The sequence below is a fragment of the Rhodococcus sp. MALMAid1271 genome (genome assembly GCF_049195265.1).
Lineage (GTDB): Bacteria > Actinomycetota > Actinomycetes > Mycobacteriales > Mycobacteriaceae > Rhodococcoides.
This window is the reverse complement of sequence record NZ_JBMIRQ010000120.1, coordinates 24,302-46,514: the sequence shown is the minus strand read 5'-3', so window position 1 is coordinate 46,514 and position 22,213 is coordinate 24,302. Positions and strand designations below refer to the sequence as shown.

Annotated in this window: 16 protein-coding genes; 9 read left to right on the top strand and 7 right to left on the bottom strand. The window is 65.3% G+C overall.

The features are described 5' to 3' along the window. Positions 1–3: 3 nt before the first annotated feature. Both ACOQFP_RS23110 and ACOQFP_RS23105 read right to left on the bottom strand, forming a co-directional pair. Positions 4–1,605: a phospho-sugar mutase gene (locus ACOQFP_RS23110; protein WP_421585669.1), complete on the bottom strand. Its 1,602-nt coding sequence runs from the start codon at positions 1,603–1,605 to the stop codon at positions 4–6. Beyond that, positions 1,602–2,504 (bottom strand): purine-nucleoside phosphorylase, encoded by a 903-nt coding sequence (locus tag ACOQFP_RS23105; protein WP_241257301.1) that lies wholly within the window; start codon positions 2,502–2,504, stop codon positions 1,602–1,604. Before ACOQFP_RS23105 ends, ACOQFP_RS23110 begins: the two co-directional genes overlap by 4 nt. Here ACOQFP_RS23105 and ACOQFP_RS23100 point away from each other — a divergent pair. The 3 genes from ACOQFP_RS23100 to ACOQFP_RS23090 all read left to right on the top strand — a co-directional run bounded on the left by ACOQFP_RS23100 (position 2,503) and on the right by ACOQFP_RS23090 (position 5,654). Further along, positions 2,503–3,207 (top strand): enoyl-CoA hydratase/isomerase family protein, encoded by a 705-nt coding sequence (locus ACOQFP_RS23100; protein ID WP_206491679.1) that lies wholly within the window; start codon positions 2,503–2,505, stop codon positions 3,205–3,207. The two genes, ACOQFP_RS23105 and ACOQFP_RS23100, sit on opposite strands and share 2 nt — an antisense overlap. A 93-nt stretch (positions 3,208–3,300) precedes the next feature. Further along, a complete protein-coding gene (locus tag ACOQFP_RS23095; RefSeq protein ID WP_341244566.1) occupies positions 3,301–4,464 on the top strand; it encodes a M20 family metallopeptidase in 1,164 nt (387 codons plus the stop codon). Further along, on the top strand, positions 4,461–5,654 hold the full coding sequence (locus ACOQFP_RS23090) for a M20 family metallopeptidase (protein WP_421585668.1): 1,194 nt from the start codon (positions 4,461–4,463) through the stop codon (positions 5,652–5,654). Before ACOQFP_RS23095 ends, ACOQFP_RS23090 begins: the two co-directional genes overlap by 4 nt. Positions 5,655–5,672: 18 nt before the next feature. On the opposite strand, the gene ACOQFP_RS23085 is transcribed toward ACOQFP_RS23090, so the two are convergent. Then, the gene (locus tag ACOQFP_RS23085; protein WP_206491675.1) at positions 5,673–6,137 is read right to left on the bottom strand and encodes a gamma-glutamylcyclotransferase; all 465 of its coding nucleotides are present in this window, start codon (positions 6,135–6,137) and stop codon (positions 5,673–5,675) included. A gap of 181 nt (positions 6,138–6,318) precedes the next feature. Between ACOQFP_RS23085 and ACOQFP_RS23080 the strand changes: the two genes are divergently transcribed. The 4 genes from ACOQFP_RS23080 (at position 6,319) to ACOQFP_RS23065 (ending at position 12,546) form a co-directional block, all read left to right on the top strand. Further along, positions 6,319–7,722 (top strand): NAD(P)H-quinone dehydrogenase, encoded by a 1,404-nt coding sequence (locus ACOQFP_RS23080; protein ID WP_421585667.1) that lies wholly within the window; start codon positions 6,319–6,321, stop codon positions 7,720–7,722. 137 nt (positions 7,723–7,859) lie between these two features. After that, a complete protein-coding gene (locus ACOQFP_RS23075; protein WP_421585666.1) occupies positions 7,860–9,089 on the top strand; it encodes a PLP-dependent aminotransferase family protein in 1,230 nt (409 codons plus the stop codon). Between the two features lie 105 nt (positions 9,090–9,194). Next, entirely contained in the window at positions 9,195–10,943 is a 1,749-nt protein-coding gene (locus ACOQFP_RS23070) for a glycerol-3-phosphate dehydrogenase/oxidase (protein ID WP_421585665.1), read from the top strand. Between the two features lie 220 nt (positions 10,944–11,163). Next, positions 11,164–12,546 carry a NarK family nitrate/nitrite MFS transporter gene (locus ACOQFP_RS23065; protein WP_206491667.1) on the top strand — a complete coding sequence of 461 codons (1,383 nt, stop codon included), beginning with the start codon at positions 11,164–11,166 and terminating at the stop codon, positions 12,544–12,546. 218 nt (positions 12,547–12,764) lie between these two features. Here the strand turns inward: ACOQFP_RS23065 and ACOQFP_RS23060 are convergent, their stop codons facing one another. Further along, positions 12,765–13,547, bottom strand: coding sequence for a DNA-formamidopyrimidine glycosylase family protein (locus tag ACOQFP_RS23060; RefSeq protein WP_421585664.1), 783 nt, complete (start codon positions 13,545–13,547; stop codon positions 12,765–12,767). 55 nt (positions 13,548–13,602) lie between these two features. Further along, positions 13,603–18,132 carry an ATP-dependent helicase gene (locus tag ACOQFP_RS23055; protein ID WP_421585760.1) on the bottom strand — a complete coding sequence of 1,510 codons (4,530 nt, stop codon included), beginning with the start codon at positions 18,130–18,132 and terminating at the stop codon, positions 13,603–13,605. Between the two features lie 162 nt (positions 18,133–18,294). Here ACOQFP_RS23055 and ACOQFP_RS23050 point away from each other — a divergent pair, with 162 nt between their 5' ends. Both ACOQFP_RS23050 and ACOQFP_RS23045 read left to right on the top strand, forming a co-directional pair. Then, positions 18,295–18,546, top strand: coding sequence for a modification methylase HgiDII (locus ACOQFP_RS23050; protein WP_206491663.1), 252 nt, complete (start codon positions 18,295–18,297; stop codon positions 18,544–18,546). A gap of 68 nt (positions 18,547–18,614) precedes the next feature. Continuing rightward, positions 18,615–19,136 carry a DUF1992 domain-containing protein gene (locus tag ACOQFP_RS23045; RefSeq protein ID WP_421585663.1) on the top strand — a complete coding sequence of 174 codons (522 nt, stop codon included), beginning with the start codon at positions 18,615–18,617 and terminating at the stop codon, positions 19,134–19,136. On the opposite strand, the gene ACOQFP_RS23040 is transcribed toward ACOQFP_RS23045, so the two are convergent. Both ACOQFP_RS23040 and ACOQFP_RS23035 read right to left on the bottom strand, forming a co-directional pair. Continuing rightward, positions 19,120–20,682, bottom strand: coding sequence for an NAD-dependent epimerase/dehydratase family protein (locus tag ACOQFP_RS23040; RefSeq protein WP_421585662.1), 1,563 nt, complete (start codon positions 20,680–20,682; stop codon positions 19,120–19,122). The two genes, ACOQFP_RS23045 and ACOQFP_RS23040, sit on opposite strands and share 17 nt — an antisense overlap. Beyond that, the gene (locus tag ACOQFP_RS23035) at positions 20,679–21,908 is read right to left on the bottom strand and encodes an aminotransferase class I/II-fold pyridoxal phosphate-dependent enzyme (RefSeq protein WP_421585661.1); all 1,230 of its coding nucleotides are present in this window, start codon (positions 21,906–21,908) and stop codon (positions 20,679–20,681) included. The genes ACOQFP_RS23040 and ACOQFP_RS23035 overlap by 4 nt, the downstream gene beginning before the upstream one ends. Between the last annotated feature and the right edge of the window lie 305 nt (positions 21,909–22,213).

Genomic DNA, 22,213 nt, shown 5'->3' with positions numbered 1-22,213 from the left:
GCTCTAGAGCTGCTGAGCGAAGGTGGTCAGCTGGGTGAGGACCTCGGCTGCTGCCGCCCGGGCTCGGTCCAGACCATCTCGGTTCTCGACCTGTTCGACCACTTCGAGGTAGGCCTTGAGCTTCGGTTCGGTTCCGGAGGGGCGCACGATCACCCGCAGGCCAGGGCCACTGATCTCCACTGCGTCCGTGCGCAAGTGGTCTTCGCGCCGGCTGTAGTCGCTGACGGTGGCCTCGCGGCCAGCCAGGTGTGTCGGCGGCTCACTGCGCAACCGGTGCATCATGTTCGAGATCTCGGCCAGGTCCACCACTCTACGCGAGACCTGCGCACCGAGGTGCACCCCGAATTCGATCGCGAGATCGTCGAGCACGTCGAGCAGACTGCGGCGGTCCTGTTTCAGCGCGGACGCCAAATCCGCGAGCACGACAGCCGCTGAAATGCCGTCCTTGTCGCGCACCACATTCGGATCGACGCAGTGTCCGATCGCCTCCTCGTACGCGTACACCAGGCCGTCGCCGGCACGAACCAGCCATTTGAATCCGGTGAGGGTGCGGGCGTAGCGGGCACCACGCGCCGGGGCGAGCGCGGAGAGCAGTTGCGAGGAGACGATCGTGTTGGCCACCAGGGAGTCCGGGGGAGCGTCGTGGAGCAGATGATTCGCGAGCAACGCTCCGGTCTCGTCACCGGTCAACATCCGCCATCCGTCCGGCCCCTCGATCCCGACCGCGCAGCGATCGGCGTCGGGGTCGAGCGCAAGGGCGATATCGGCATCGACCTCGGCCGCCAACGCCAGCACCGCGTCGGCGGCGCCGGGCTCCTCGGGGTTGGGGAATGCGACCGTCGGGAACGCCGGGTCGGGCTCGTACTGTTCGGCGACCACGTGGACATCACGAAAACCCGCGCCGCGCAGAGCTGCCGTCGCGAGCTCGCCGCCGACGCCGTGCAGCGCGGTGAGCGCGATGCGGATACCACGTGCCGTCGAACGAGGCAGTGCAACAACGGAATCGAGGTAGCGTGCAGCGATGTCGGATCCGCTGGGTTCGACGATCGTGCGGGGGATGTCGGCGGCGTCCGCGGTGTCGGCGATGAGCGCTTCGATCTCGGCGTCACTCGGCGGGATCAGCTGTGAACCGCCGCGCAGATACACCTTGTATCCGTTGTCCGCGGCGGGGTTGTGCGACGCGGTGATCTGTACGCCGAGTTCGGCATCGCGCGCTCGCACGGCGAATGCAACAACGGGAGTCGGAAGTGGTCGAGGCAGCAGTACCACGGTGAAACCTTGGGCGGAAAAAGTCTCGGCGGCGGCGTACGCGAACTTCTCCGAGCCGTTTCTGGCATCGCGACCGACGATGACGGTCGACCCGCCGAGGCCCTTGTTCTTCAACCACTGCGCGATACCGGCGGAGGTCTTGACCACCACGGCCACATTCATCCCGTTGGGTCCGGCCCGCACCGGGCCGCGGAGGCCCGCGGTGCCGAAAGTCAGTGGCCCGCTGAACCGATCGGCGAGTTCGGCATCGGGCAGGCCGTCGAGTTCGTCCCGGGTCGCGGAGTTGGGATCGCCTGCGATCCAGCGCTGTACGCGTTGGGTGAGCTCCTCGGTCACAGCCGGGAGACCAATTCGTGCAGCAACGCGCCCATCCGGGCGGCGGAATCTTTGCCTGCCGCGAGTACTTCGGCGTGATCGAGGTGCTCACCGGTCATTCCGGCGGCAAGATTGGTCACCAACGAGATGCCGAGCACACGAGCGCCCTTCGCGCGCGCCGCGATCGTCTCGTGCACCGTCGACATGCCGACCAGATCTGCTCCGAGCGTGCGCAACATCCGGATCTCGGCCGGGGTCTCGTAGTGGGGGCCGGGCAGGCCCGCGTAGACGCCGTCTTCCAGCGAGGGATCGATCTCGGATGCGAGCGCGCGGAGTTCGGGAGAGTACGCGTCGACCAGATCGACGAACTCGGCACCGATCAGGGGCGAGCGCGCGGTGAGGTTGAGATGGTCGGAGATCAGCACGGGTTGCCCCACACTCATGCCGTCGCGGATGCCGCCTGCGGCGTTGGTCAGCACCACGGTCGTGGCACCTGCGGCGATCGCGGTGCGCACGGGGTGCACGACGCGGCGAAGGTCGTGTCCCTCGTAGGCATGCGTGCGACCCTGCAGTAGCAGCGTGTGCGTACCGCCGACGTCCACCGAGGTGATTGTGCCCGAGTGGCCCGACGCCGAGGGCGGTGCGAACCCGGGCAGGTCTGCCATCCGGACGGTAGCCGTGGGGGTGCCGAAGACATCGGCTGCTGCCTGCCAGCCGGAACCGAGGACGATCGCCACGGAATGGGTGTCGATTCCCGTTGCCGAGGCGAGCGCCTGAGCGGCGGTGCGTGCAGCCGCTTCGGGATCGGTCACGGGATCGGTCTCATGTGCGTCGGTGATTGCCACGAGTAACAACAGTAGGAGATCGACGCCGCGGATGTGCGACCGATCGAAGTTACTGTTGGGTAGTATCCGCTGCATGCCTTATCTCGAACGCGACGGCGACGTCCACATCCTGTTCCTCGGTGCCAGGGACGGCGCGGACAATCCCGAGAACCGATTCAACCCGGAGTGGATCGACGCCACCCACGCGTTGCTCGACGAGGTCGAGGCATCGACCGGCCCGGCAGCGCTGGTCACCACGTCGGCGGGCAAGTTCTACAGCAACGGTCTCGACACCGACTGGGTGTTCGCCAACCTCGGCGAGATCACCTGGTACCTCGACCGAGTGCACACTCTCTACACCCGGCTGCTCGCGTTTCCGATGGCCACCGTCGCTGCCGTGCAGGGGCACGCATTCGGCGCGGGCGCGATGTTGGCCACCTCCCACGACTTCCGCATCCAACGCGTCGATCGTGGGTTCTACTGCCTACCCGAGGTGAACCTGAACATGCCGTTCACCGTGGGGATGTCCGCATTGATCAACTCCCGGCTGCCCAAGCAGACCGCTGTCGAGGCGATGACGACCGGACGTCGGTACGGCAGTGCAGACGCCCTCGCTGCCGGAATCGTCGAGGCGACGGCACCGGAGGAATCGCTGCTGTCCGACGCGGTGGCGAAAGCCGGCGCGCTCACGAGCACTCGCGGTGCGAACCTGGCGGGCATCAAGACTCGCATCCACGTGGATCTGCTGGCCGCCCTGAACACCGCGACCGACGACAGCAACTTCAGCTTCGGTAAGTAGCAAGACGGTACAGCTGTTCCGACAGTCGGCCGCGCTAGTGACACACTGTCTCTCGTGATCGACGAATCGAACAGTGCCGACGTGGGCGACGCGATGGACCGTGCCCTCGCTGCGGCAACCGAGGAAGTCCTCGCACTCTCGCACTCGATTCATGCCGAACCCGAGCTGGCGTTCGCCGAACATCGCAGCGTCGCGAAAATCCTCGACACGCTTCGAGCACACAGCTTCGAGATCGAGACGAACGTCGCGGGCCTGGACACCGCTTTCACCGCGTCGTTCGGAAGCGGCGATCTGGTGATCGGAATCTGTGCGGAGTACGATGCCTTGCCCGAGATCGGTCATGCGTGCGGGCACAACATCATCGCGGCCTCGGCCGTGGGTGCTGCACTCTCGCTCGCTCCGGTCGCAGATGCCCTCGGGATCACCGTGCGGGTACTCGGCACACCTGCCGAGGAGACCGGCGGCGGCAAGGTGCTGATGCTCGAGCGTGGAGTGTTCGACGGCATCGGTGCGGCGCTGATGGTCCATCCGGGGCCCTTCGACATCGTGGGTGCGACGTCGCTGGCCCTGGCCGATATCGCCGTGCAGTTCACCGGCCGCGCCGCGCATGCGTCGGCCGCCCCGGAGTGGGGAATCAATGCAGGCGACGCGGTCACCATCAGCCAGGTGGCGCTGGGTCTGTTGCGGCAACACCTGGAGCCGGGCCAGCAGTTTCACGGAATCGTCAGCGACGGCGGTGCCGCCCCGAACATCGTTCCCGGTCATGCCGAGTTGCTGTACTACCTGCGTGCCAACACCACCGAGTCGCTCGAGACGCTGACGAGGAAGGCGTTCGCGTGTTTCGAGGCCGGGGCCGTGGCTACCGGGTGTACACACGAGATTCGGACGGTGTCACCGACCTACGCGGCCTTGACGCCCGATTCGTGGCTGGTCGCGGTATTTCGTCAGGAGATCGAAGCGCTGGGCCGTTCGCCCTTGGCTCCGGAGTTGGAAGGATTTCGCCCGTTGGGCAGTACAGACATGGGAAACGTGACCAATGTTCTACCCGGTATCCATCCCGTCGTCGGGCTCGATGCAGGCGGGGCGGTGACGCATCAGCCGGAGTTCGCCGCGGCCTGTGTCACCGAATCGGCCGACCGTGCATTGTTGGACGGCGCACTCGGTCTCGCTCGAACTGCCGCGAAGGCGGCTTCCGATGCCGATACCCGCGCGCGCCTGCTGGACGGCGTGAGTGCACGAGCGGCGGCCCGCACATGAGCGCGGGAGAAGACGTCACGATCGGGGTGGACGCTCGCGAGGCCGCGATCGATCGGTGGATCGGTGATCACACGGAGGACCTGTCGCTGTGGCGTCGGCACATCCACGCCCATCCGGAGCTTGCTCGACGCGAATTCGCCACCACGTCGTTCGTGATGGATCGGCTCCAAGCGGCCGGTCTGTCGCCTCAGCCGCTCCCGGGCGGAACCGGGTTGATCTGCGATATCGGACCCTACGGGCCCCGGGTCGCGTTGCGAGCAGACATGGACGCGCTGCCACTGCAGGAGAAGACCGGTGCCGCCTATTCCTCGACGGTCCCCGGGGTGTCGCATGCATGCGGGCACGACGCGCACACCACGGTGCTGCTGGCGACCGGGCTCGCGTTGGCGTCGTTGCCGAACCTGCAATTCGGGGTCCGATTGATCTTTCAGCCCGCCGAGGAGGTCATGCCGGGCGGTGCCCTCGATGCGGTGGCCGCGGGTGCGCTCGACGGTGTCACGAAAATCTTTGCGCTGCACTGTGATCCGAGACTTCAGGTGGGGCAGGTCGGCATGCGGGTCGGTGCGATCACCTCGGCCGCCGACACGGTCGAGTTGCGGCTGGACTCGCCCGGCGGGCACACCTCGAGGCCGCACCTGACCACCGATCTCGTCTACGCGCTCGGCACCGTCATCACTGGCCTTCCCGGGATGCTGAGCCGGCGGGTCGATCCGCGTACCAGCACGGTCATGGTGTGGGGAGCGGTGGTAGCAGGTCAGGCTCCCAACGCCATTCCGCAGACCGGAATGCTGACGGGCACGGTGCGCACCGGTGACCACGAGACATGGGCATTGCTCGAGCCGTTGGTCCGCGAGATCGTCACCGGGTTGCTCGCACCGACCGGGGTGAAGTTCGAGCTGCACTACCGCCGCGGTGTGCCCCCGGTGGTCAACGATCCGGTGTCCACCCATACCTTCGAGAAGGCGATCGCGCGGGTCGGGCCGAGCGCATTGGCCGATACGGCGCAGTCCGGCGGCGGTGAGGACTTCTCGTGGTACCTCGAACGAGTACCTGGGGCGATGGCTCGACTGGGGGTATGGCCGGGTACCGGACCACAACTCGACATCCACCAGCCCACGTTCGATCTGGACGAGCGTGCACTGGCGGTGGGCGTGAAGGTGATGACCGCGATCGCGTTGGATCCGAACTGATGGTTCCGTCTCGGGGAGCTACGAGGCGGTACCAGGGCCGACGTTACGACTGTCGCGGGTTCGCAGGTCTCGCACGTATTCCGCTGGTGCACCGGCGATTTCGGCGGCTTCAGCCATGACGCCGAGGTAACGGGCCGAGGGCAGGCCGCCCTCGTAGGCGTCGAGCACGTACATCCATGCCAGAACCGGCTCGCCGCCGGTCTCGATTCGCAACCGGATCTTGCGGTGGATGCCGAGCTCGGAGCCCTCCCAGCGGTCGAGGCTCTGCTCGTCCTCGTCCGACACGTCGTAAAGCACCACGAAGACCTGCGACTGGGGATCTTCGACCACGGTGGCCAACGCGCCCTCCCAGCCGATGTCGCCACCGGCGAAGGTCAAACGCCATCCGTGCAGCCACCCGGTTCCGGAGAGGGGCGAGTGAGGGCATCGCTGCAACATCTGCTCCGGATGCATGTTCGATCCGTAAGCGGCATAAATTGGCACGTCGGCCAGCCTAAACCGTTCCGGGGCCCGTTGACGTGTCGTGGTCGTGTTTCGGTGAGTCGCCGCTGGTCCGCCCTCGCCTGGAACGAGTGAAGCTAGCCTTACCGACGCACGGGGACGACCTCTCGAATACCGTTGACACCGGACAGCGTGAGATTTCGAGCATGTGAGAAGAGGATCAATGACCCGGATTGTGATCATCGGTGGTGGTCCGGCAGGGTACGAAGCAGCGCTGGTTGCCGCTCAGCACGGTGGCGATGTGACGCTCGTGGATTCGGACGGAATCGGTGGTGCCTGCGTCCTCTGGGACTGCGTTCCGTCGAAGACGTTCATCGCGTCGACGGGAATTCGCACCGAGATGCGGCGTGCCAGCGATCTCGGAATCTCCCTCGATCCATCGCAGGCCGCCGTCGCGCTTCCGCAGATTCACGACCGCGTCAGGAGCCTCGCGCAAGCACAGTCGGCAGATATCGCGCACCGGGTGACCTCGGTGGGCGTCGAGCTGCTGGCGGGTCGCGCCGAAATGATCGACAGTCAGGTCGGTATGGCGTCGCATCAGATCAAGGCTGTGTTGGCGGACGGTGAGGAGCGCATTCTCGACGCCGACGTGGTTCTCGTCGCAACCGGTGCCCGGCCCCGCGTACTCGGGGGCGCCGAGCCCGACGGTGAGCGAATTCTCAATTGGCGTCAGCTCTACGACCTCGACGGACTGCCCGAGCATCTGGTGGTGGTCGGATCGGGTGTCACCGGTGCCGAGTTCGTCTCTGCGTACACCGAGATGGGCGTCAAGGTGACAGCGGTGTCGAGCCGTGACCGCGTTCTTCCGCACGAGGACGAGGATGCGGCACTGGTGCTCGAGGACGCGTTCAACGAGCGGGGTGTGACCCTGGTCAAGCATGCCCGCGCCGATTCGGTGGTCCGGACCGAAAACGGTGTACTCGTCACGCTGTCGGACGGGCGAACCGTCGAGGGAAGTCATGCGCTGATGACGGTCGGATCGGTTCCCAACACCTCCGGTCTCGGCTTGGAGAACGTCGGAATCGAGCTGGACAAGGGTGGCTATCTGCGGGTCGACCGCGTATCGCGCACCGCGGTCGCCGGTATCTACGCTGCCGGTGACTGCACTGGGTTGCTACCGCTGGCCTCGGTCGCCGCGATGCAGGGACGTATCGCGATGTACCACGCGCTGGGGCAGGCAGTGAGCCCTATCAAGCTCAAGACCGTGGCCTCCGCGGTGTTCACGCGGCCCGAGATAGCGTCGGTGGGTGTCGCGCAATCGGCCATCGATTCCGGCGACGTTCCTGCGCGCACCGTGATGTTGCCGCTCACCACCAATCCCCGGGCGAAGATGAGCGGGCTCAAGCGCGGTTTCGTCAAGATCTTCTGCCGTCCGGCCACCGGTGTCGTCATCGGCGGTGTGGTGGTCGCTCCGAGTGCGTCGGAGTTGATTCTGCCCATCGCGATGGCGGTACAGAACAACCTGTCGGTCAACGACCTGGCGAACACGTTCTCGGTGTATCCGTCACTGTCGGGATCGGTCATCGAGGCTGCGCGTCAGCTGATGGCACACGACGATCTGGACTGATCTCACAATCTGAGAAGTACGTTTCATATTTCGGTTTCACATGAGACAGTCGAGAGGCGGACACACCCGTCCGCCTCTCCTCGACTCAGCGGATCCGCGGGCCGTTTTCCCATTCCTGCTGCCCCGGAGTCTGTTTCATGTTCCCTTCACACCCCAACCCCGGCCTGGCCAGACGTGCCGATTCGCTCTCGAGCTCCGCGATCCGTGACCTCCTCGCTCTCACCGCGCGCGAGGACGTCATCAGCCTGGCCGGTGGCCTGCCGGCAACGGATCTGATTCCGGTGGAGCGCCTCGCAGCGGCAGCCGAGGCCGCGCTGCGGACCCCGGATGCCGTCCAGTACTGCGAGACTCGCGGCCACGGCACACTGCGCAGCGTGCTCGCGGCCAGAGAAGGCGCCGTGCGGGGTGGCGCGGCGGTTCCGGTGGAGACCGTGGTCGTCACGCACGGATCGCAACAAGCGCTGACGCTGCTGGCGCAGGCTCTTGTCGATCCAGGAGCCGTCGTCGTGATCGACGAACCCGCGTATACCGGTGCATTGCAAGTGTTCTCGATCGCCGAAGCGCAGATCGTGGCCATCCCGATCGACGCCGATGGAATGGACACCGTCGAGCTCGAACGACGATTGAGGGCAGGACTGCGTCCGGCGGTGGTCCACACCGTGGCCAACTTCCACAATCCCCGCGGGGTCACGATGAGCGATGGGCGTCGACGGCATCTCGCCGCACTGGCCGAACGCTTCGGCTTCTGGGTGATCGAAGACGACCCGTACGGTGAGATCTGGTTCGCCGCCGAGAACTCCGCTACGTCCGGCGCGGGCGCTCCGCCGCTGCCGATCGCGTGCCACAGCGACCGCGTCATCCGGCTCTCCAGCGCCTCGAAGATCCTGGCTCCGACGCTGCGCGTCGGGTGGTTCGTCGCCCCACCTGCGGTGTGCGCGGCGGTGGAACTGCTCAAACAGGGTGCCGATCTGTGCGGTTCCTCGATGACGCAGCTCATGACGGCACACATGCTGGCCGATACCGCATGGACGGACACCCATCTGGCCACCCTCCGGCACCAGTACTACTGCCGTGCAACAGCATTGACGGCTGCTCTTGCGACCGAGTTCGGGCAACGCCTCACCGTCTCCCGACCCGCGGGAGGAATGTTCGCCTGGGCCACCTTCGAAGACGAGACCGACACTTCCGAGCTGCTCGGCGTTGCTTTGGACCACGGCGTCGCCTTCGTGCCCGGCACGGCATTCGCCGCCGCCGAGCAGTATCGGCACTCGCTCCGGCTCAGCTTCGCGGGCTCGACCCCGCCGCTGCTCACCGACGCCGTTCAGCGACTGGGTTCGGCGCACTCGGCGCTCGCGTACGCGCATTGAACGGCAGGCAGCCGCTGTCCACAGGTTCTGCGCGGGGCGCAGAAGGGGCGGTAGCCTGACATCCACGCGGTGCACGAGGATTTTCGACGGAGAGGGAGCCTGAACGTGAGCAACCGATCGAACACGAAGTTCCTCGGACCGGACCAGCGGGTAGAGGCCTGGGACCAACTCGGATCCGAACAGTTCGACGTGGTGGTCGTCGGCGGCGGCGTCGTCGGCTCCGGAGCAGCCCTCGACGCGGCGACACGAGGACTGAAGGTAGCCCTGGTGGAGGCGCGAGACTACGCGTCGGGAACGTCTTCTCGCTCGTCGAAGATGTTCCACGGTGGGCTTCGTTACCTCGAACAGCTCGAGTTCGGGCTCGTCCGCGAGGCCCTGCACGAGCGGGAACTCTCGCTGTCCACACTCGCCCCGCACTTGGTCAAACCACTGAAGTTTCTCTTCCCGCTCACCCACCGCCTCTGGGAGCGCCCGTACATCGCGGCGGGAATCTTTCTCTACGACCGGATGGGCGGGGCCAAATCGGTGCCTCAGCAGAAGCATCTGACGCGGTCCGGCGCGCTTCGTATGTCGCCCGGCATCAAGCGAAAGTCGTTGATCGGCGGAATTCGCTACTACGACACCGTGGTCGACGATGCCCGGCACACGATGACCGTAGCCAGAACAGCCGCTCACTACGGCGCGGTTGTGCGGACATCGACCCAGGTCGTCGGGTTCCTCCGTGAGGCTGATCGGATATCGGGTGTGCGAGTTCGGGATTCGGAAACCGGAGCCACCACCGAGGTACGCGGACACGTGGTGATCAACGCCACCGGCGTGTGGACCGACGAGATCCAGTCGTTGTCGAATATGCGTGGTCGTTTCCGAGTGCGCGCCTCGAAGGGCGTGCACATCGTGGTGCCTCGGGATCGGATCGTCAGTGAGAGCGCCATCATTCTGCGCACCGAGAAGTCCGTGCTGTTCATCATCCCGTGGGGTGCGCATTGGATCATCGGTACCACCGATACCGATTGGAATCTCGATCTCGCACATCCGGCCGCCACCAAAGCCGACATCGACTACATCCTGGACGAGGTCAACGGCGTGCTCATCACTCCGCTCACCCACGACGACATCGACGGCGTTTACGCAGGCTTGCGACCATTGCTGGCAGGGGAGAGCGACGAGACCTCCAAGCTCTCACGCGAGCACGCGGTCGCACGGGTGGCACCCGGGCTCGTCGCCATCGCAGGCGGCAAATACACGACCTATCGGGTGATGGCCGAGGACGCAGTCGATCTGGCTGCCGAGGACATTCCGGTACGGGTGGCATCGTCGATCACCGAGAAGGTGCCGCTGGTCGGGGCCGACGGCTACTTCGCGCTGGTCAATCAGGCACCGCACCTGGGCGAGAAGTACAACCTGCATCCACATCGGGTGACCCATCTCCTCGATCGCTACGGCTCCCTGATCGACGAGGTTCTCGCCTTGGCGGACGGCAAACCCGAACTGTTGCAACCGCTCACCGATGCACCCGCATACCTGCAGATCGAGGTCGTCTACGCCGCGGCTGCGGAGGGTGCGCTGCACCTCGAGGACGTGCTCGCGCGTCGTACCCGGATTTCCATCGAGTACTCGCACCGGGGGATGAACTGCGCGGGGCAGGTGGCGGCGTTGATCGCACCGATCCTGGGATGGGACGAAGCGATGGTCGATCGTGAGGTCGAGACGTACCGGGCCCGCGTGGAGGCCGAGATCGAATCGCAGCGTCAGCCCGATGACGAGTCTGCGGACGCCCTGCGGGTGGTCGCTCCCGAGGCCCGCCAAGAAATTCTCGAGCCGGTGCTCGCCACTCCACCGCCACAGCAGGGGTAGTACTCCCCGCACGTTTCCCCTCGCACCGTCCACGTTCGCCCGTCCTCGGGCGTGCACTGCAGCGGACCTCACGGCGGAGCTACGGCGTCTGTGTGGACAGCTTGACCGCCGCGTAACGGACGGAGCCATTCGACGTAACCGCTGCTCTCTACCTTCTGTGGCATCGACTTCGGACATTCGATCCGGACGGAAGCCGTGAAGATGGGGAGGTCCATTACCGATGACCAGCACTCTGGAACGTGACGAGAAGGCCGAGGCACTGGACCTACGGGGACACTGGATTCACAACTGGGAACCGGAGAACGAGACTTTCTGGAACTCGATCGGTCGTCCGGTTGCACGCAAGAACTTGATCTTCTCGATCTTCGCCGAACACATCGGCTTCTCGGTGTGGCTGCTGTGGAGCATCGTGGTGGTTCAGATGACGGTCGGGGCCGACGGTTCTGCCGGTCCATCGGGCTTCGCGCTGTCCACCAGCCAGGCCCTGTGGCTCGTTGCCGTGCCCAGTGGGGTCGGTGCCGTGCTGCGACTTCCGTACACGTTCGCGATCCCGCTGTTCGGTGGCCGCAACTGGACTGTCATCTCGGCGCTGCTGCTGCTGATCCCATGCCTCGGGCTCACCTGGGCGGTGTCCAATCCCGGTATCGACTACGGGTTGCTGCTTCTGATCGCCGCGACCGCAGGCTTCGGCGGCGGCAACTTCGCCTCGTCGATGGCCAACATCTCGTTCTTCTACCCGGAGCGCGAAAAGGGCTGGGCACTCGGACTGAACGCGGCAGGCGGAAACATCGGTGTCGCCGTGGCTCAGAAAGTCGTGCCGCTGCTCGTCGTCGCCGGTGGCGGCGTCGCGCTGACCCGCGCTGGCCTGCTGTACGCCCCACTCACCGTCGTCGCCGCAGTGTTGGCATTTCTGTTCATGAACAACCTCGCCGAGGCGAAGGCAGACGTCAAACCAGTCCTGGATTCGTTGAAGCATCAGGAGACCTGGGTGATGTCGTTGCTGTACATCGGCACCTTCGGATCGTTCATCGGCTACTCCGCGGCGTTTCCGTCGCTGCTCAAAGCAGTCTTCGATCGCGGCGACATCGCCTTGACATGGGCGTTCCTGGGCGCAGGCATCGGATCGATCGCCCGTCCACTCGGCGGCAAGCTCGCAGACAACATCGGCGGCGCGCGCATCACGGCGGTCAGCTTCGTCATGTTGGCGGTCGGTGCGGCCGGAGTCCTGGCCGCCGTGAAAATGGTCAACCTGCCGTTCTTCTTCGCGGCCTTCATGTTTCTGTTCATCGCCACGGGAATCGGCAACGGGTCGACATACCGGATGATCTCGAAGATCTTCCGGACGAAGGGTGAGGACGCAGGCGGAACGCCGGAGATCATGCAGCACATGCGTCGTCAGGCCGCAGGCGCGCTCGGCATCATTTCCTCGGTCGGTGCCTTCGGCGGATTCATCGTGCCGCTGGCGTACGCCTGGTCCAAGAGCACCGTGGGCAACATCGAACCCGCCCTGTGGTTCTACGTGTTCTTCTTCGTCGCTCTACTGGTGGTGACCTGGTACTTCTACATTCGCAAGAGCACCCGCATGGGCCAGGCAGGCGTCTGACGCCCTCGACCCACAGCCGTGTGATCTGCCGACCCCGGGGGAGTCGGCAGATCACACTCGGTGCAGGGCACCCGGTCGAACCAGAGTGCGCGGTGCGCGAGCGGCAACCGCGCCGGACGCGGCCATCATCAGCAGAGTGAGTATCGCAAGTGTCAACATGGAATCCATGGTGATCGGAAAAACTGTGAGCAGGCTTGGTTCCTACTGATAAGGAGTTGTCAGGTCGGCGGCCGTTGGCAGTACGGGCAGTAGTAGATCTGGCGTTCTTCGAGCGGGTTGTCGCCGAGGAGGCCGAATTCGATAGTGGTTCCGCAGCGTCGGCACGGTTTGTTCTCGCGGCCGTACACCCAGAAATGCCGGCCGGGTCGCCGATCTCCGGTGGTGACCCGCTGGTTCCGGTTCTTGTTCGCCGTGATCGTTCGATGCGAGAGGTCGATCATCTTCTGTAGGTCGCCCGCCTGTCCTACCGGGGTGCGGGGGTCGACGCCGCGGAGGAAGCAGATCTCGTTGCGGTACACGTTGCCGAGGCCCGCAATATTTCGCTGATCGAGCAATGCAAGTCCGACGGGCCGAGCAGCGTCGGCCGCCAACCGGGTCAGGGCGAGGTCCGCATCCCAGTCCGCACCCAGCAGATCCGGCCCGAGATGGCCGACGGCCTCGTCCTCGTCGTCGAGGATGTCGAGCACTCCGAGTTCGAAACCGATGGCTTGCGCGTTCGCGGTGGTCAAGATGATGCGGGCCTGAAACGCCGGGCGACGCCACCGCGCACCGGGTGCGTAGACGTGCCAGGTGCCCTCCATCTTCAGATGCGAGTGAATCGACCAGCCCCCGACTCGAATCAGCAGGTGTTTTCCGCGTGAGGCAACCGAATCGACAGTCTCTCCGGTGAAATCGACTGTGGCGTATCGCGGTACGCGCACATCACAGGATGTCAGCTGCTGTCCTTCCAGCGCCGCACGCAAGGTGTTGGCAGCGCGCCAGACGGTATCGCCCTCGGGCATCGGTGTCCTCTCTTGTGCTTCCGGGTGTCACGGGCCGGTCGGTGTCACGGGCGATTCAGCGGCGGAGCCGAAGACCTCGGGGAGTTGCCGAGAAGCCTGCCGCGGTCAGGGTCTTGGCGAAGTCGGTCCCGTGGATGTCGTGCCCGTCGACGCGTTCGACGAGCAACTTGTCCACTCCACCGCGTCGGACCGTCGCTGCCAATGCAGTTGCCGCAGCACCGATGTCGTCAGGATTCTCGCCGAACGTCAACACCGACTTTCCGCCCCGCTCGACGAACATAGTCAGTTCGCCCCGGACGAGCACGACCAGTGCTCCGGCCTTGCGGCCCGGGCGGTGCTTGGTGGTCTCGTCCGTCCTCTCTCCGAGACCGTGGTATGCGCCCCCGGCTTTCGGCCAGGGCAGCGCCGCGCCGTACGGGTTGGCCGGATCGCAGGAGGCCAGCACCACTGCGGCGGCCTCCTTCTTCGGTTCGTCGTAGCTGCGCAGCCGATCCACCACATCGGAGGTGGAGAACTGAGCGCCGCCGAGCGAGTCGACGAAGTATCCACGACGGCACCGCCCCGAGTCCTCGAAGCCGGTGAGAACCTTGTACATGGTGGCGAATCCGCCGGGGACGCCTTCGTTCATCACCGAACCACGGGTGAGGACTCCATAGCGTTCGAGCAGCACATCAGCGGTGGCGTGCGCACGCACCGTGGGATCGGGTTCGAGTTCAGGCAATCTCGACCACCGACCGCCGGCGGTGGGCGGGCCCGTTCTGGTGGGCAACGATGGTCGCTCGAATTGACGATACGAGCGTAAACGTGGTGTGCGACGGGGTGATCGATGGCTCGGAGCCGATCGGGTTGCCGTCGAGTTCAACAGAGCACGCAGCGGGGCGAACGTGTCGTTGCTCAGGCGCCCGGCCCATACCAACTCCCACAGTGCGCTCTGCAGCGCCGAGTCGTCGGTGCTACCGACATGGTCGGAGAGCTGGCGGAAGAAGTACGCGCCGCCGCCCGCCACAGCATCCTGTACGCGCAGCTGCAGATCGGACAGGTCCGATTCGGCTGCGGCCGCGAGGGTGAGCGGCGCGGTCTCGGCCATGTGCAAGCTCACCCAACCGTCCTTCGACGAGATCGCTCCGTGACCCGACCACAACACTTCACCGGTGGAGGTCAGCTCGTCGAGCATCGCCGGGGTGTAGTCGGTCACCCGCGCTGCGAGTACCAGCGATTCCCAGGCCGATGCCGGAACCGGTACGCCCGCAAGTTGTTCGATGACGGTGGCGACACCGTCGATCCCGCTCAGCCGTCGGCTGTCGACGTGCTGCCAGGAGGGAAGGAACCGGCCGAGCGTGGCGGTCGAGACCGGCTCGACTTCATGTCTGGCGGCCGCGAGCGACCGCCGTCGTACCCGCCTGAGTACCTCGGCATCGCACCATTCGCTACCGGTTGCGCCGGGTCGAAATTCGCCCTCGACGACGCGTTTGTCCACGGCCAGTCGGCGCAGCACATCGCGCACCACCGCGGTGCCGACACCGAATCGCGCCGCTGCGTCCTCGAGGGCGAACGGGCCGTGGGTTCGGGCGTACCGGCTGATCAGATCCACCAGTGGGTCGTCGACGGGTTCGATGAATGCGGCGGGAGTGCCGATGGGGAGCGGTACACCCAATGCGTCGCGCAGCCGAGCCGCGTCCTCGATGGCCGTCCACCAGTGCTTGCCGGCGAACGAGACCTCCATCGCCCGCTTGGCATCGGCGAGTTCGGTGAGCCACTGCCGATATTCGTCGCCGTGGGTGCGCAGGCCGACTTCCTCGACGGTGAGTGGTCCGAGCAGCCGCAGGAGATCGGCCACTCCTTCGATGTCCTTGGCGCGGCGGTCCTCGGGGAGACGTTGCAGTTCGCGTTCGGTGGCGGTGATGACGCCCTCGTCCAACAACTCTCGCAGTTCGACGCGTCCGAGCAGCTCGGCCAGGAGCGCCGAATCGAGCGACAGGGCGGCGGCTCGGCGTTCGGCCAGCGGGCTGTCGCCCTCGTACATGAACGCGCCGACATAGTTGAACAGCAGTGAATTTGCGAACGGGGACGGCGACGGCGTCTCGACATCGACGATCCTGATCTGCCGCCGACCTATTCGGGCCAGGATGTCCTCGAGCGCGGGAAGGTCGTAGACGTCCTGCAGGCACTCGCGGACGGTTTCGAGAAGAATCGGGAATGTCGGGTATTTTCGTGCGACGTCGAGCAATTGGGCGGAGCGCTGCCGCTGCTGCCACAGCGGCGCACGCTTGCCGGGGTTGCGGCGGGGGAGAAGCAACGCGCGCGCAGCGCACTCACGAAATCGAGAGGCGAACAGCGCCGATCCGCCGACCTGCTCGGTGACGATGTCGGCGATCTCGTCGCGCTCGAACACGAACAGTTCCGCCCCGGGCGGTCGGTCGTCGGTATCGGGGAGCCGGACGATGATGCCGTCGTCCGAGGCCGTCGGCGCGGCGTCGATACCGTAGCGCTCGATCAGTCTCGCGCCTACCGCGAGCGCCCACGGGGCATGTACCTGCTGGCCGTACGTCGAATGCAGCACCAGACGCCAGTCACCGAGTTCGTCACGGAACCGCTCGACGATCATCGTCTTGTCGGTGGGAAGTTGGCCGGTGGCCTCGAGTTGTTCGTCGAGCAAGGCGATCAGATTGGTGACCGCATTGGTATCGAGACCGTCGCTGCTCAACCGCTCGGCGAGGTTGCCGCGGTCGGTGGTGCTGCGCAGGAATTCGCCGAGAGCTCGGCCCAATTCGGCCGGTCGGCCGAGTCCGTCACCGTGCCAGAACGGGAGCCGGCCGGGTTGCCCGTACGCCGGGCTGACCAACACTCGGTCGTGGGTGATCTCCTCGATGCGCCAGCTGGTCGCACCGAGCGCGAACACATCACCCACCCGTGATTCGTAGACCATCTCCTCGTCGAGTTCGCCTACCCTGGACTGCTTTTCACCCACCATGTACACGGTGAACAGTCCGCGGTCGGGAATGGTGCCGCCCGAGGTGACGGCCAGTCGTTGTGATCCGGGGCGGCCGGTGAGGGTATTGGCGTCGCGGTCCCATACGAGCCTTGGGCGGAGTTCGGCGAACTCGTCCGAGGGGTAGCGGCCCGAGAGCAGATCGAGTGTCGATTCGTAGGCCGACCGGGGAAGTGTGGCGAAACTGCCTGTTCGGCGTACCGATTCGAACCAGTCCTCGGCATCGATCGGTTCGAGTGCGCACGCTGCAACTGTCTGCTGGGCCAAGACATCGAGCGGGTTGGCGGGTACGAAGAGCGCCTCGATCTTGCCCGTGGTCATGCGTTCGACGGTGACCGCGCAGTGGATCAGGTCGGTGCGGTGTTTGGGGAACAGTACGCCTTTGGAGATCTCGCCGACCTGATGCCCCGCGCGCCCGACGCGTTGCAGCCCGCTTGCCACCGATGGCGGTGCCTCGACCTGGACGACCAGGTCGACTGCGCCCATGTCGATTCCGAGTTCGAGGCTGCTGGTGGCGACGACGCACCGCAATCGTCCGGTCTTGAGATCGTCCTCGATCAGTGCGCGCTGATCTTTGCTGACACTGCCGTGGTGGGCTCGGGCCAAAACCGGATCGGCACCGTGGTTGACGTCGGTGGACGCGCCGATCTGTGACGGCGGCCGGTGCTGCGTCTCGACTCCGACCCCGATGCGCTCGGTGTACACCTCGTTCAATCGCGCCGTGAGGCGCTCGGCGAGCCTGCGCGAGTTGGCGAACACGATGCACGAGCTGTGTTCGAGGATGAGATCGACCATCTTCTCCTCGACGTGCGGCCAGATCGATCCCTGCGTCGGAGGAGCGGCGGAGGTGTCGGCATTCGGGTCGCTCACGCCCAGTTCGGTCATGTCCTCCACCGGCACCTGCACGGTCAGGTCGAAGGTCTTCGGAGCGGGCGGGGCGACGATCTCGATGGGAGCTGCCCCGGCCAGGAATCGGCCCACCTCTTCGTGCGGACGCACCGTGGCGGACAGGCCGATACGTTGGGCGGGCTCGTTCAGCATGCCGTCGAGGCGTTCGAGCGAGATCGCCAGATGTGCGCCGCGTTTGGTGCCGGCGACGGCGTGTACCTCGTCGACGATCACCGTATCGACCTCGGAGAGAATCTCTCGCGCCGCCGAGGTGAGTATCAGGAACAGCGACTCCGGAGTGGTGATCAGGATGTCCGGGGGAGTTTTGATCATGTGTCGGCGGTCGGCGGCGCTGGTGTCACCCGACCGAACTCCGACCGAGATCTCGGGTGGGTCGAGGCCGAGCCGCTTCGCGGTCTGGGTGATACCGACCAGAGGTGCGCGGAGGTTGCGCTCGACGTCGACGGCCAGAGCCTTGAGCGGGGAGATGTAGAGAACCTTGGTCTTGCGTGTGCTGTCCGCACCGAGTTGTGCCAGCTCGTCCAGCGCCCAGAGAAACGCAGAGAGGGTTTTACCCGAGCCCGTCGGGGCGACCACCAGGGTGTGAGAACCGCTCGAAATCGACGACCACGCGCCCAGCTGCGCAGAGGTGGGGGCCGGAAAAGCTCCGTCGAACCACTCACGGGTGGGCTGAGACAGCTTCGCCATCACCGACGACTCGTGCCCTGTGTCGGTGCCGTCGGGCGTCCCCGTGCCGATGCTGTCGCTGGCCATCTCACTATCATGCCCCCGGGCACCGACAGGTAATCCCCCGCGCAGCTCCGGTTCAGGGGTCGGTGTCGATTCGGTCGATCCGGGTACACCCTGCCCATGACCGACGACCAAGAGATCATGCAGAAGATATCCGCGAAACTCGACGCTCTGCTCGGCAGCAAGTCCACCGGCCTGCAGAACGAGGTACCTCCCGGGGCCAGCGTCCAGTCCGACGAGGACGACGCCGAGCAGGGGCCGATCGGCCGCGACTATCACCTGGCGAGCAAGTACGCGCAAGCGCTCGCCATCGACGAACCCCAGGTGATCGATCGCGAGGAATTCGATCGACTGGTGGCCGAGTACGGCTGAGAAGGCCTGCCCCGGTCGACGACGTCGAACCTGGCGTCGGTGGTGGTACCGGATCTACAGTCGATGAGGTGACCGAGCGCAAGAAACCGGGAGTCACGTTCGAGTCCTGGGTCGACAAGCAGATTCGCCAGGCGCAGGACGAGGGTGCCTTCGAGGGGCTCGCGGGCGCAGGCAAGCCGATACCGATCGGCGATCCTGCGGACGAATTGTGGTGGGTTCGCGGCTATCTGAAGCGGGAGAATCTGCCTGCCGACGCGTTGCTGCCCACTGCCCTGCAGCTGCGCAAGGAAATCGAGCGGCTGCCGTCCACGTTGATCGACATCCGACGTGAAGAGTCCGCGCGAGAGACCTTGAACGAGCTGAACGCTCGCATCGTGGACTGGATTCGGTTTCCGACACCACCGATCGTGCCGCTCGGCCCGGTGGACGTGGAGGTCTGGCTCGACAAGTGGCGAACGAACCGGGCCGAGGTCGATCGGCTCGAGCGCACGCAGCTGTCGCAGTCGGCCGGGCCCCGCGCCGCGACCCCGGGCCGGCCGGGAACGTCGTGGCGGACGCGTATTCGCGAGGCCCTCACCTGGTGGCGCTGACCGCCCGTGTCGTGCACAGGGCAAGAGCCTCGGCTGCGGTCGACGCGTAGGGAATATCGGCGGTTCCCTCGGCCCGGGTCCTCGGCGGCAGCAGCCCGTCGCTGTGGTCGGGTTCTTCCATGGTTTTCCAGCCGGTCGCTCGCCTGAGAATCCCGCCGATCAGCGTGTCCACCGCGTGGCGGGTACCGCTGCGCACGGTCACCGGGACGGTCTCGAGTTCTACTCGAGCGAATCGTAGGGCCGCGTCGATGGCCTCGGTGGTCTGCGCTGCCGAGGACCGACCTCGCGGACCGGTGCTGAGTCCGTGCCCGGGCAGGTCGAGGACCACGACGTCCACGCCTGCGGCGGCAATATCGGCAGCCAGCGTGGTCAGATAACGCGCGTGCGTGCCCACGTCGGCGAGGAGTACCACCGACCGGGTGGATTCGGTGGGCGCTCGATGGATCTCCGCGTGCACGCTGCCGTCACTGGTATCGAGTTGTCGATGCTCCACCGACAGGGCTGCGATCGCCGAGCGCGACAATCCGACGGCTTCGGAGGCCGGACGAAGCGCCGCTTCGCAGGCGATACCGCGTGTGAGAGCGTCACCGCGTCGCAGCAGTGACTTGCCCTGCAACAGGATCATCATCGCGGCGCTCTCGTGCGCCGTCAGTGTCGGTGCCCAGCCGGTGGCGCGGCCGAGTGCCGAGGAATCGACGATGGGTTCACCAGGTGTGACCCACTGGCCCGAGAAGGGTGTCAGGCCGAGCCGAAAGGCGATGTCGGCCACCCGGGTGGCCGCTTTCTGGGGTACGTCGAACATCAGCTGGCCCTGCATCGCGGCAAGCTCGCGCACTCCCACCCAGTCCACCGGACCGAGGTTGTACGGACCGACGAGATCGGTTTTGGCCGCACGATGGAACGCATCGGCCATGTCGTCCTGGTACAGGAATTGATACGATGCGCGATCCGCTTCGGGAAACGCTCCGACCGGACCGGTGAACTGGTCGATTCCGTCGTTCGCGAAGTCGGGTCCGACGATGTAGGTGCACCGCAGCATCGAGATGGCCATCGCTCCGGGGTGTCTACGTAGCCACCACTCGGCGTAGTGCTCCACCTCCGCCTTGTCGTAGAAGTAATAGCGATTGGGATCGCCTGCAGGATAAGTGTTCTCGGTGAGCGGCTCCGGAGCGATATCGGCCCCGTATGCATTGATGCTCGACGCGATCACCACCCGCGACGCGCCCGCTCGATACGCGGAGTCGATCACGTTCCGCGATCCACGCAGGTTGATGTCGTGAGTCTCGGCCTTGTCTCGCAGTTCCTCGACCACGAATGCCAGATGCAGCACCGCGTCGCATCCGGCGAATATTTCCTCGAGGTCCGGAGAACGAATATCCGAGCGCACCGAGGTGAGCTTGGGATGGACGAGACGGGCCGGCCGGCGAGCAATTCCGACGACCGAGTCCACCTCGGGATCGTCGAACAGTGTCGGAAGGATCGCGGCCGCGAAGTCGCTGGTGGCTCCGGTGACCGCGATGCGTAGGCCACGCGGCTGCTGGGTCATGACGGTAATCCTGCGACCGCTTCCACTATCTGCTCGGTCGCGGTGGCCAGTTGCTGCTCGGTGTGCGTGGCCATCACGCACAAGCGAAGCAGAGCACCGGATTTCGGCACCGCTGGGTGCAATGCCGCGCTGGTGAATATTCCGCGGTCGTACAAGGTCTTCCACAGGCCCATGGCGACGAGATCGTCGCCCACGTGCAGTGACACGATCGGTGAGGCAGTATCGCCGGTGGGCGTATCGGACCGTCTGGCCACATCGAGGCCGGCCGATTGCAGTCCGCCGCGAAGGATTTCGGCATTGTCGAGGACCCGTCGAGCGCGATCCTTGCCCTCGTCACTTCGGATCAGACGGACCGAGGCCAGAGATGCACCGACGGCTGCGGGAACACCGGAGGTCGTGAACAGAAATGCGCGGGCCTTCACGCGAAGCGTGTCGATGAGGTCGCGGGAGCCGGTGACGAAGCCGCCGGTGGAGCTCGGGCTCTTGGACAACGACGCCATTGTGACGTCGACGTCTTTTCCGATCCCGAAAAGTTCAGCGGCTCCGGTGAGTTCGCGTCCGTAGACACCGAGGCTGTGAGCTTCGTCCACCATCAGCGCTGCGTGGTAGCGCAGGCACAGATCCGATACCGCATCGAGCGGTGCGAGATCGCCCTCCATCGAGTACAGGCCGTCGACGATCACCAGGACGGCTCCGTCATCGATGACGGGCTGCTGGAGTTTGGCCTCGAGATCGGCCATGTCGTTGTGCCTGAACTTGACGACCGTCGCGCCGGACAGCGTACTGCCGTCGCGAATCGAGGCGTGCGCCGCCGAATCGACGATCACGGTATCCCCAGGACCGACGATCGCGCTGATCGTGCCCAGGTTGGTTTGATAGCCGGTGGTGAACACCAGGGCGTCGTCCGTGCCGTGCCACTGCGCGATTTCGTGCTCTAGCTCGAGGTGCAGGTCCAGGGTGCCGTTGAGTAGCCGGCTTCCGGTCACTGCGCTACCGAACGTGTCCAACGCGTGCTGGGCACCTTCTACGACCTTGGGGTGGTCGGCGATGCCGAGGTAGTTGTTGGAGCCCAGCATGATCTTGTCCTTGCCTTCGACCCGGACGACCGGCCCGACGGCGGATTCCATCTTCCGAAAGTACGGGACCACGTCCGCTTCCCGTACCGCGCGAAGCAGGTCGACTCGTTCGTCCCCGCCGAGCCGCTTCATCAGTCTGTTGACAGCCATAATCGACCAGAACTCCTTACAGAGTCAGATTGCAATTTTCGCGAATTCTGAGGTAATTCGTAGCGGTGGCGTCGACCGATGGGTATCGAGGCGAAGAATATTCGTCGGTGGTTTGCGTGGTAAAGATCTGAACAGGCCGTTGGAAAAGAGCAGCAAAAGTATGTGAGTAGTCTCTTTGTTTCAGCGACCTTTAAAGAAACTTTACGTTTATCCATGCTGGTCGCGGGGTATCGTCGACGGTCAGCGCGAATTCACCTGCTTCAACGCCAGACTGAACACCACCAGTACATGACTGATTTGTCGCA

Excerpts from the sequence above, each read along its gene's own strand:
- ACOQFP_RS23095 (WP_341244566.1), top strand. The coding sequence starts at position 3,301 with ATGGACCGTGCCCTCGCTGCGGCAACCGAGGAAGTCCTCGCACTCTCG.
- ACOQFP_RS23105 (WP_241257301.1), bottom strand. The coding sequence starts at position 2,504 with ATGCAGCGGATACTACCCAACAGTAACTTCGATCGGTCGCACATCCGC.
- ACOQFP_RS23060 (WP_421585664.1), bottom strand. The coding sequence starts at position 13,547 with ATGCCCGAGGGCGATACCGTCTGGCGCGCTGCCAACACCTTGCGTGCG.
- ACOQFP_RS23050 (WP_206491663.1), top strand. The coding sequence starts at position 18,295 with ATGACCGACGACCAAGAGATCATGCAGAAGATATCCGCGAAACTCGAC.
- ACOQFP_RS23080 (WP_421585667.1), top strand. The coding sequence starts at position 6,319 with ATGACCCGGATTGTGATCATCGGTGGTGGTCCGGCAGGGTACGAAGCA.
- ACOQFP_RS23035 (WP_421585661.1), bottom strand. The coding sequence starts at position 21,908 with ATGGCTGTCAACAGACTGATGAAGCGGCTCGGCGGGGACGAACGAGTC.
- ACOQFP_RS23055 (WP_421585760.1), bottom strand. The coding sequence starts at position 18,132 with ATGGCGAAGCTGTCTCAGCCCACCCGTGAGTGGTTCGACGGAGCTTTT.
- ACOQFP_RS23100 (WP_206491679.1), top strand. The coding sequence starts at position 2,503 with ATGCCTTATCTCGAACGCGACGGCGACGTCCACATCCTGTTCCTCGGT.
- ACOQFP_RS23075 (WP_421585666.1), top strand. The coding sequence starts at position 7,860 with ATGTTCCCTTCACACCCCAACCCCGGCCTGGCCAGACGTGCCGATTCG.
- ACOQFP_RS23090 (WP_421585668.1), top strand. The coding sequence starts at position 4,461 with ATGAGCGCGGGAGAAGACGTCACGATCGGGGTGGACGCTCGCGAGGCC.
- ACOQFP_RS23065 (WP_206491667.1), top strand. The coding sequence starts at position 11,164 with ATGACCAGCACTCTGGAACGTGACGAGAAGGCCGAGGCACTGGACCTA.
- ACOQFP_RS23040 (WP_421585662.1), bottom strand. The coding sequence starts at position 20,682 with ATGACCCAGCAGCCGCGTGGCCTACGCATCGCGGTCACCGGAGCCACC.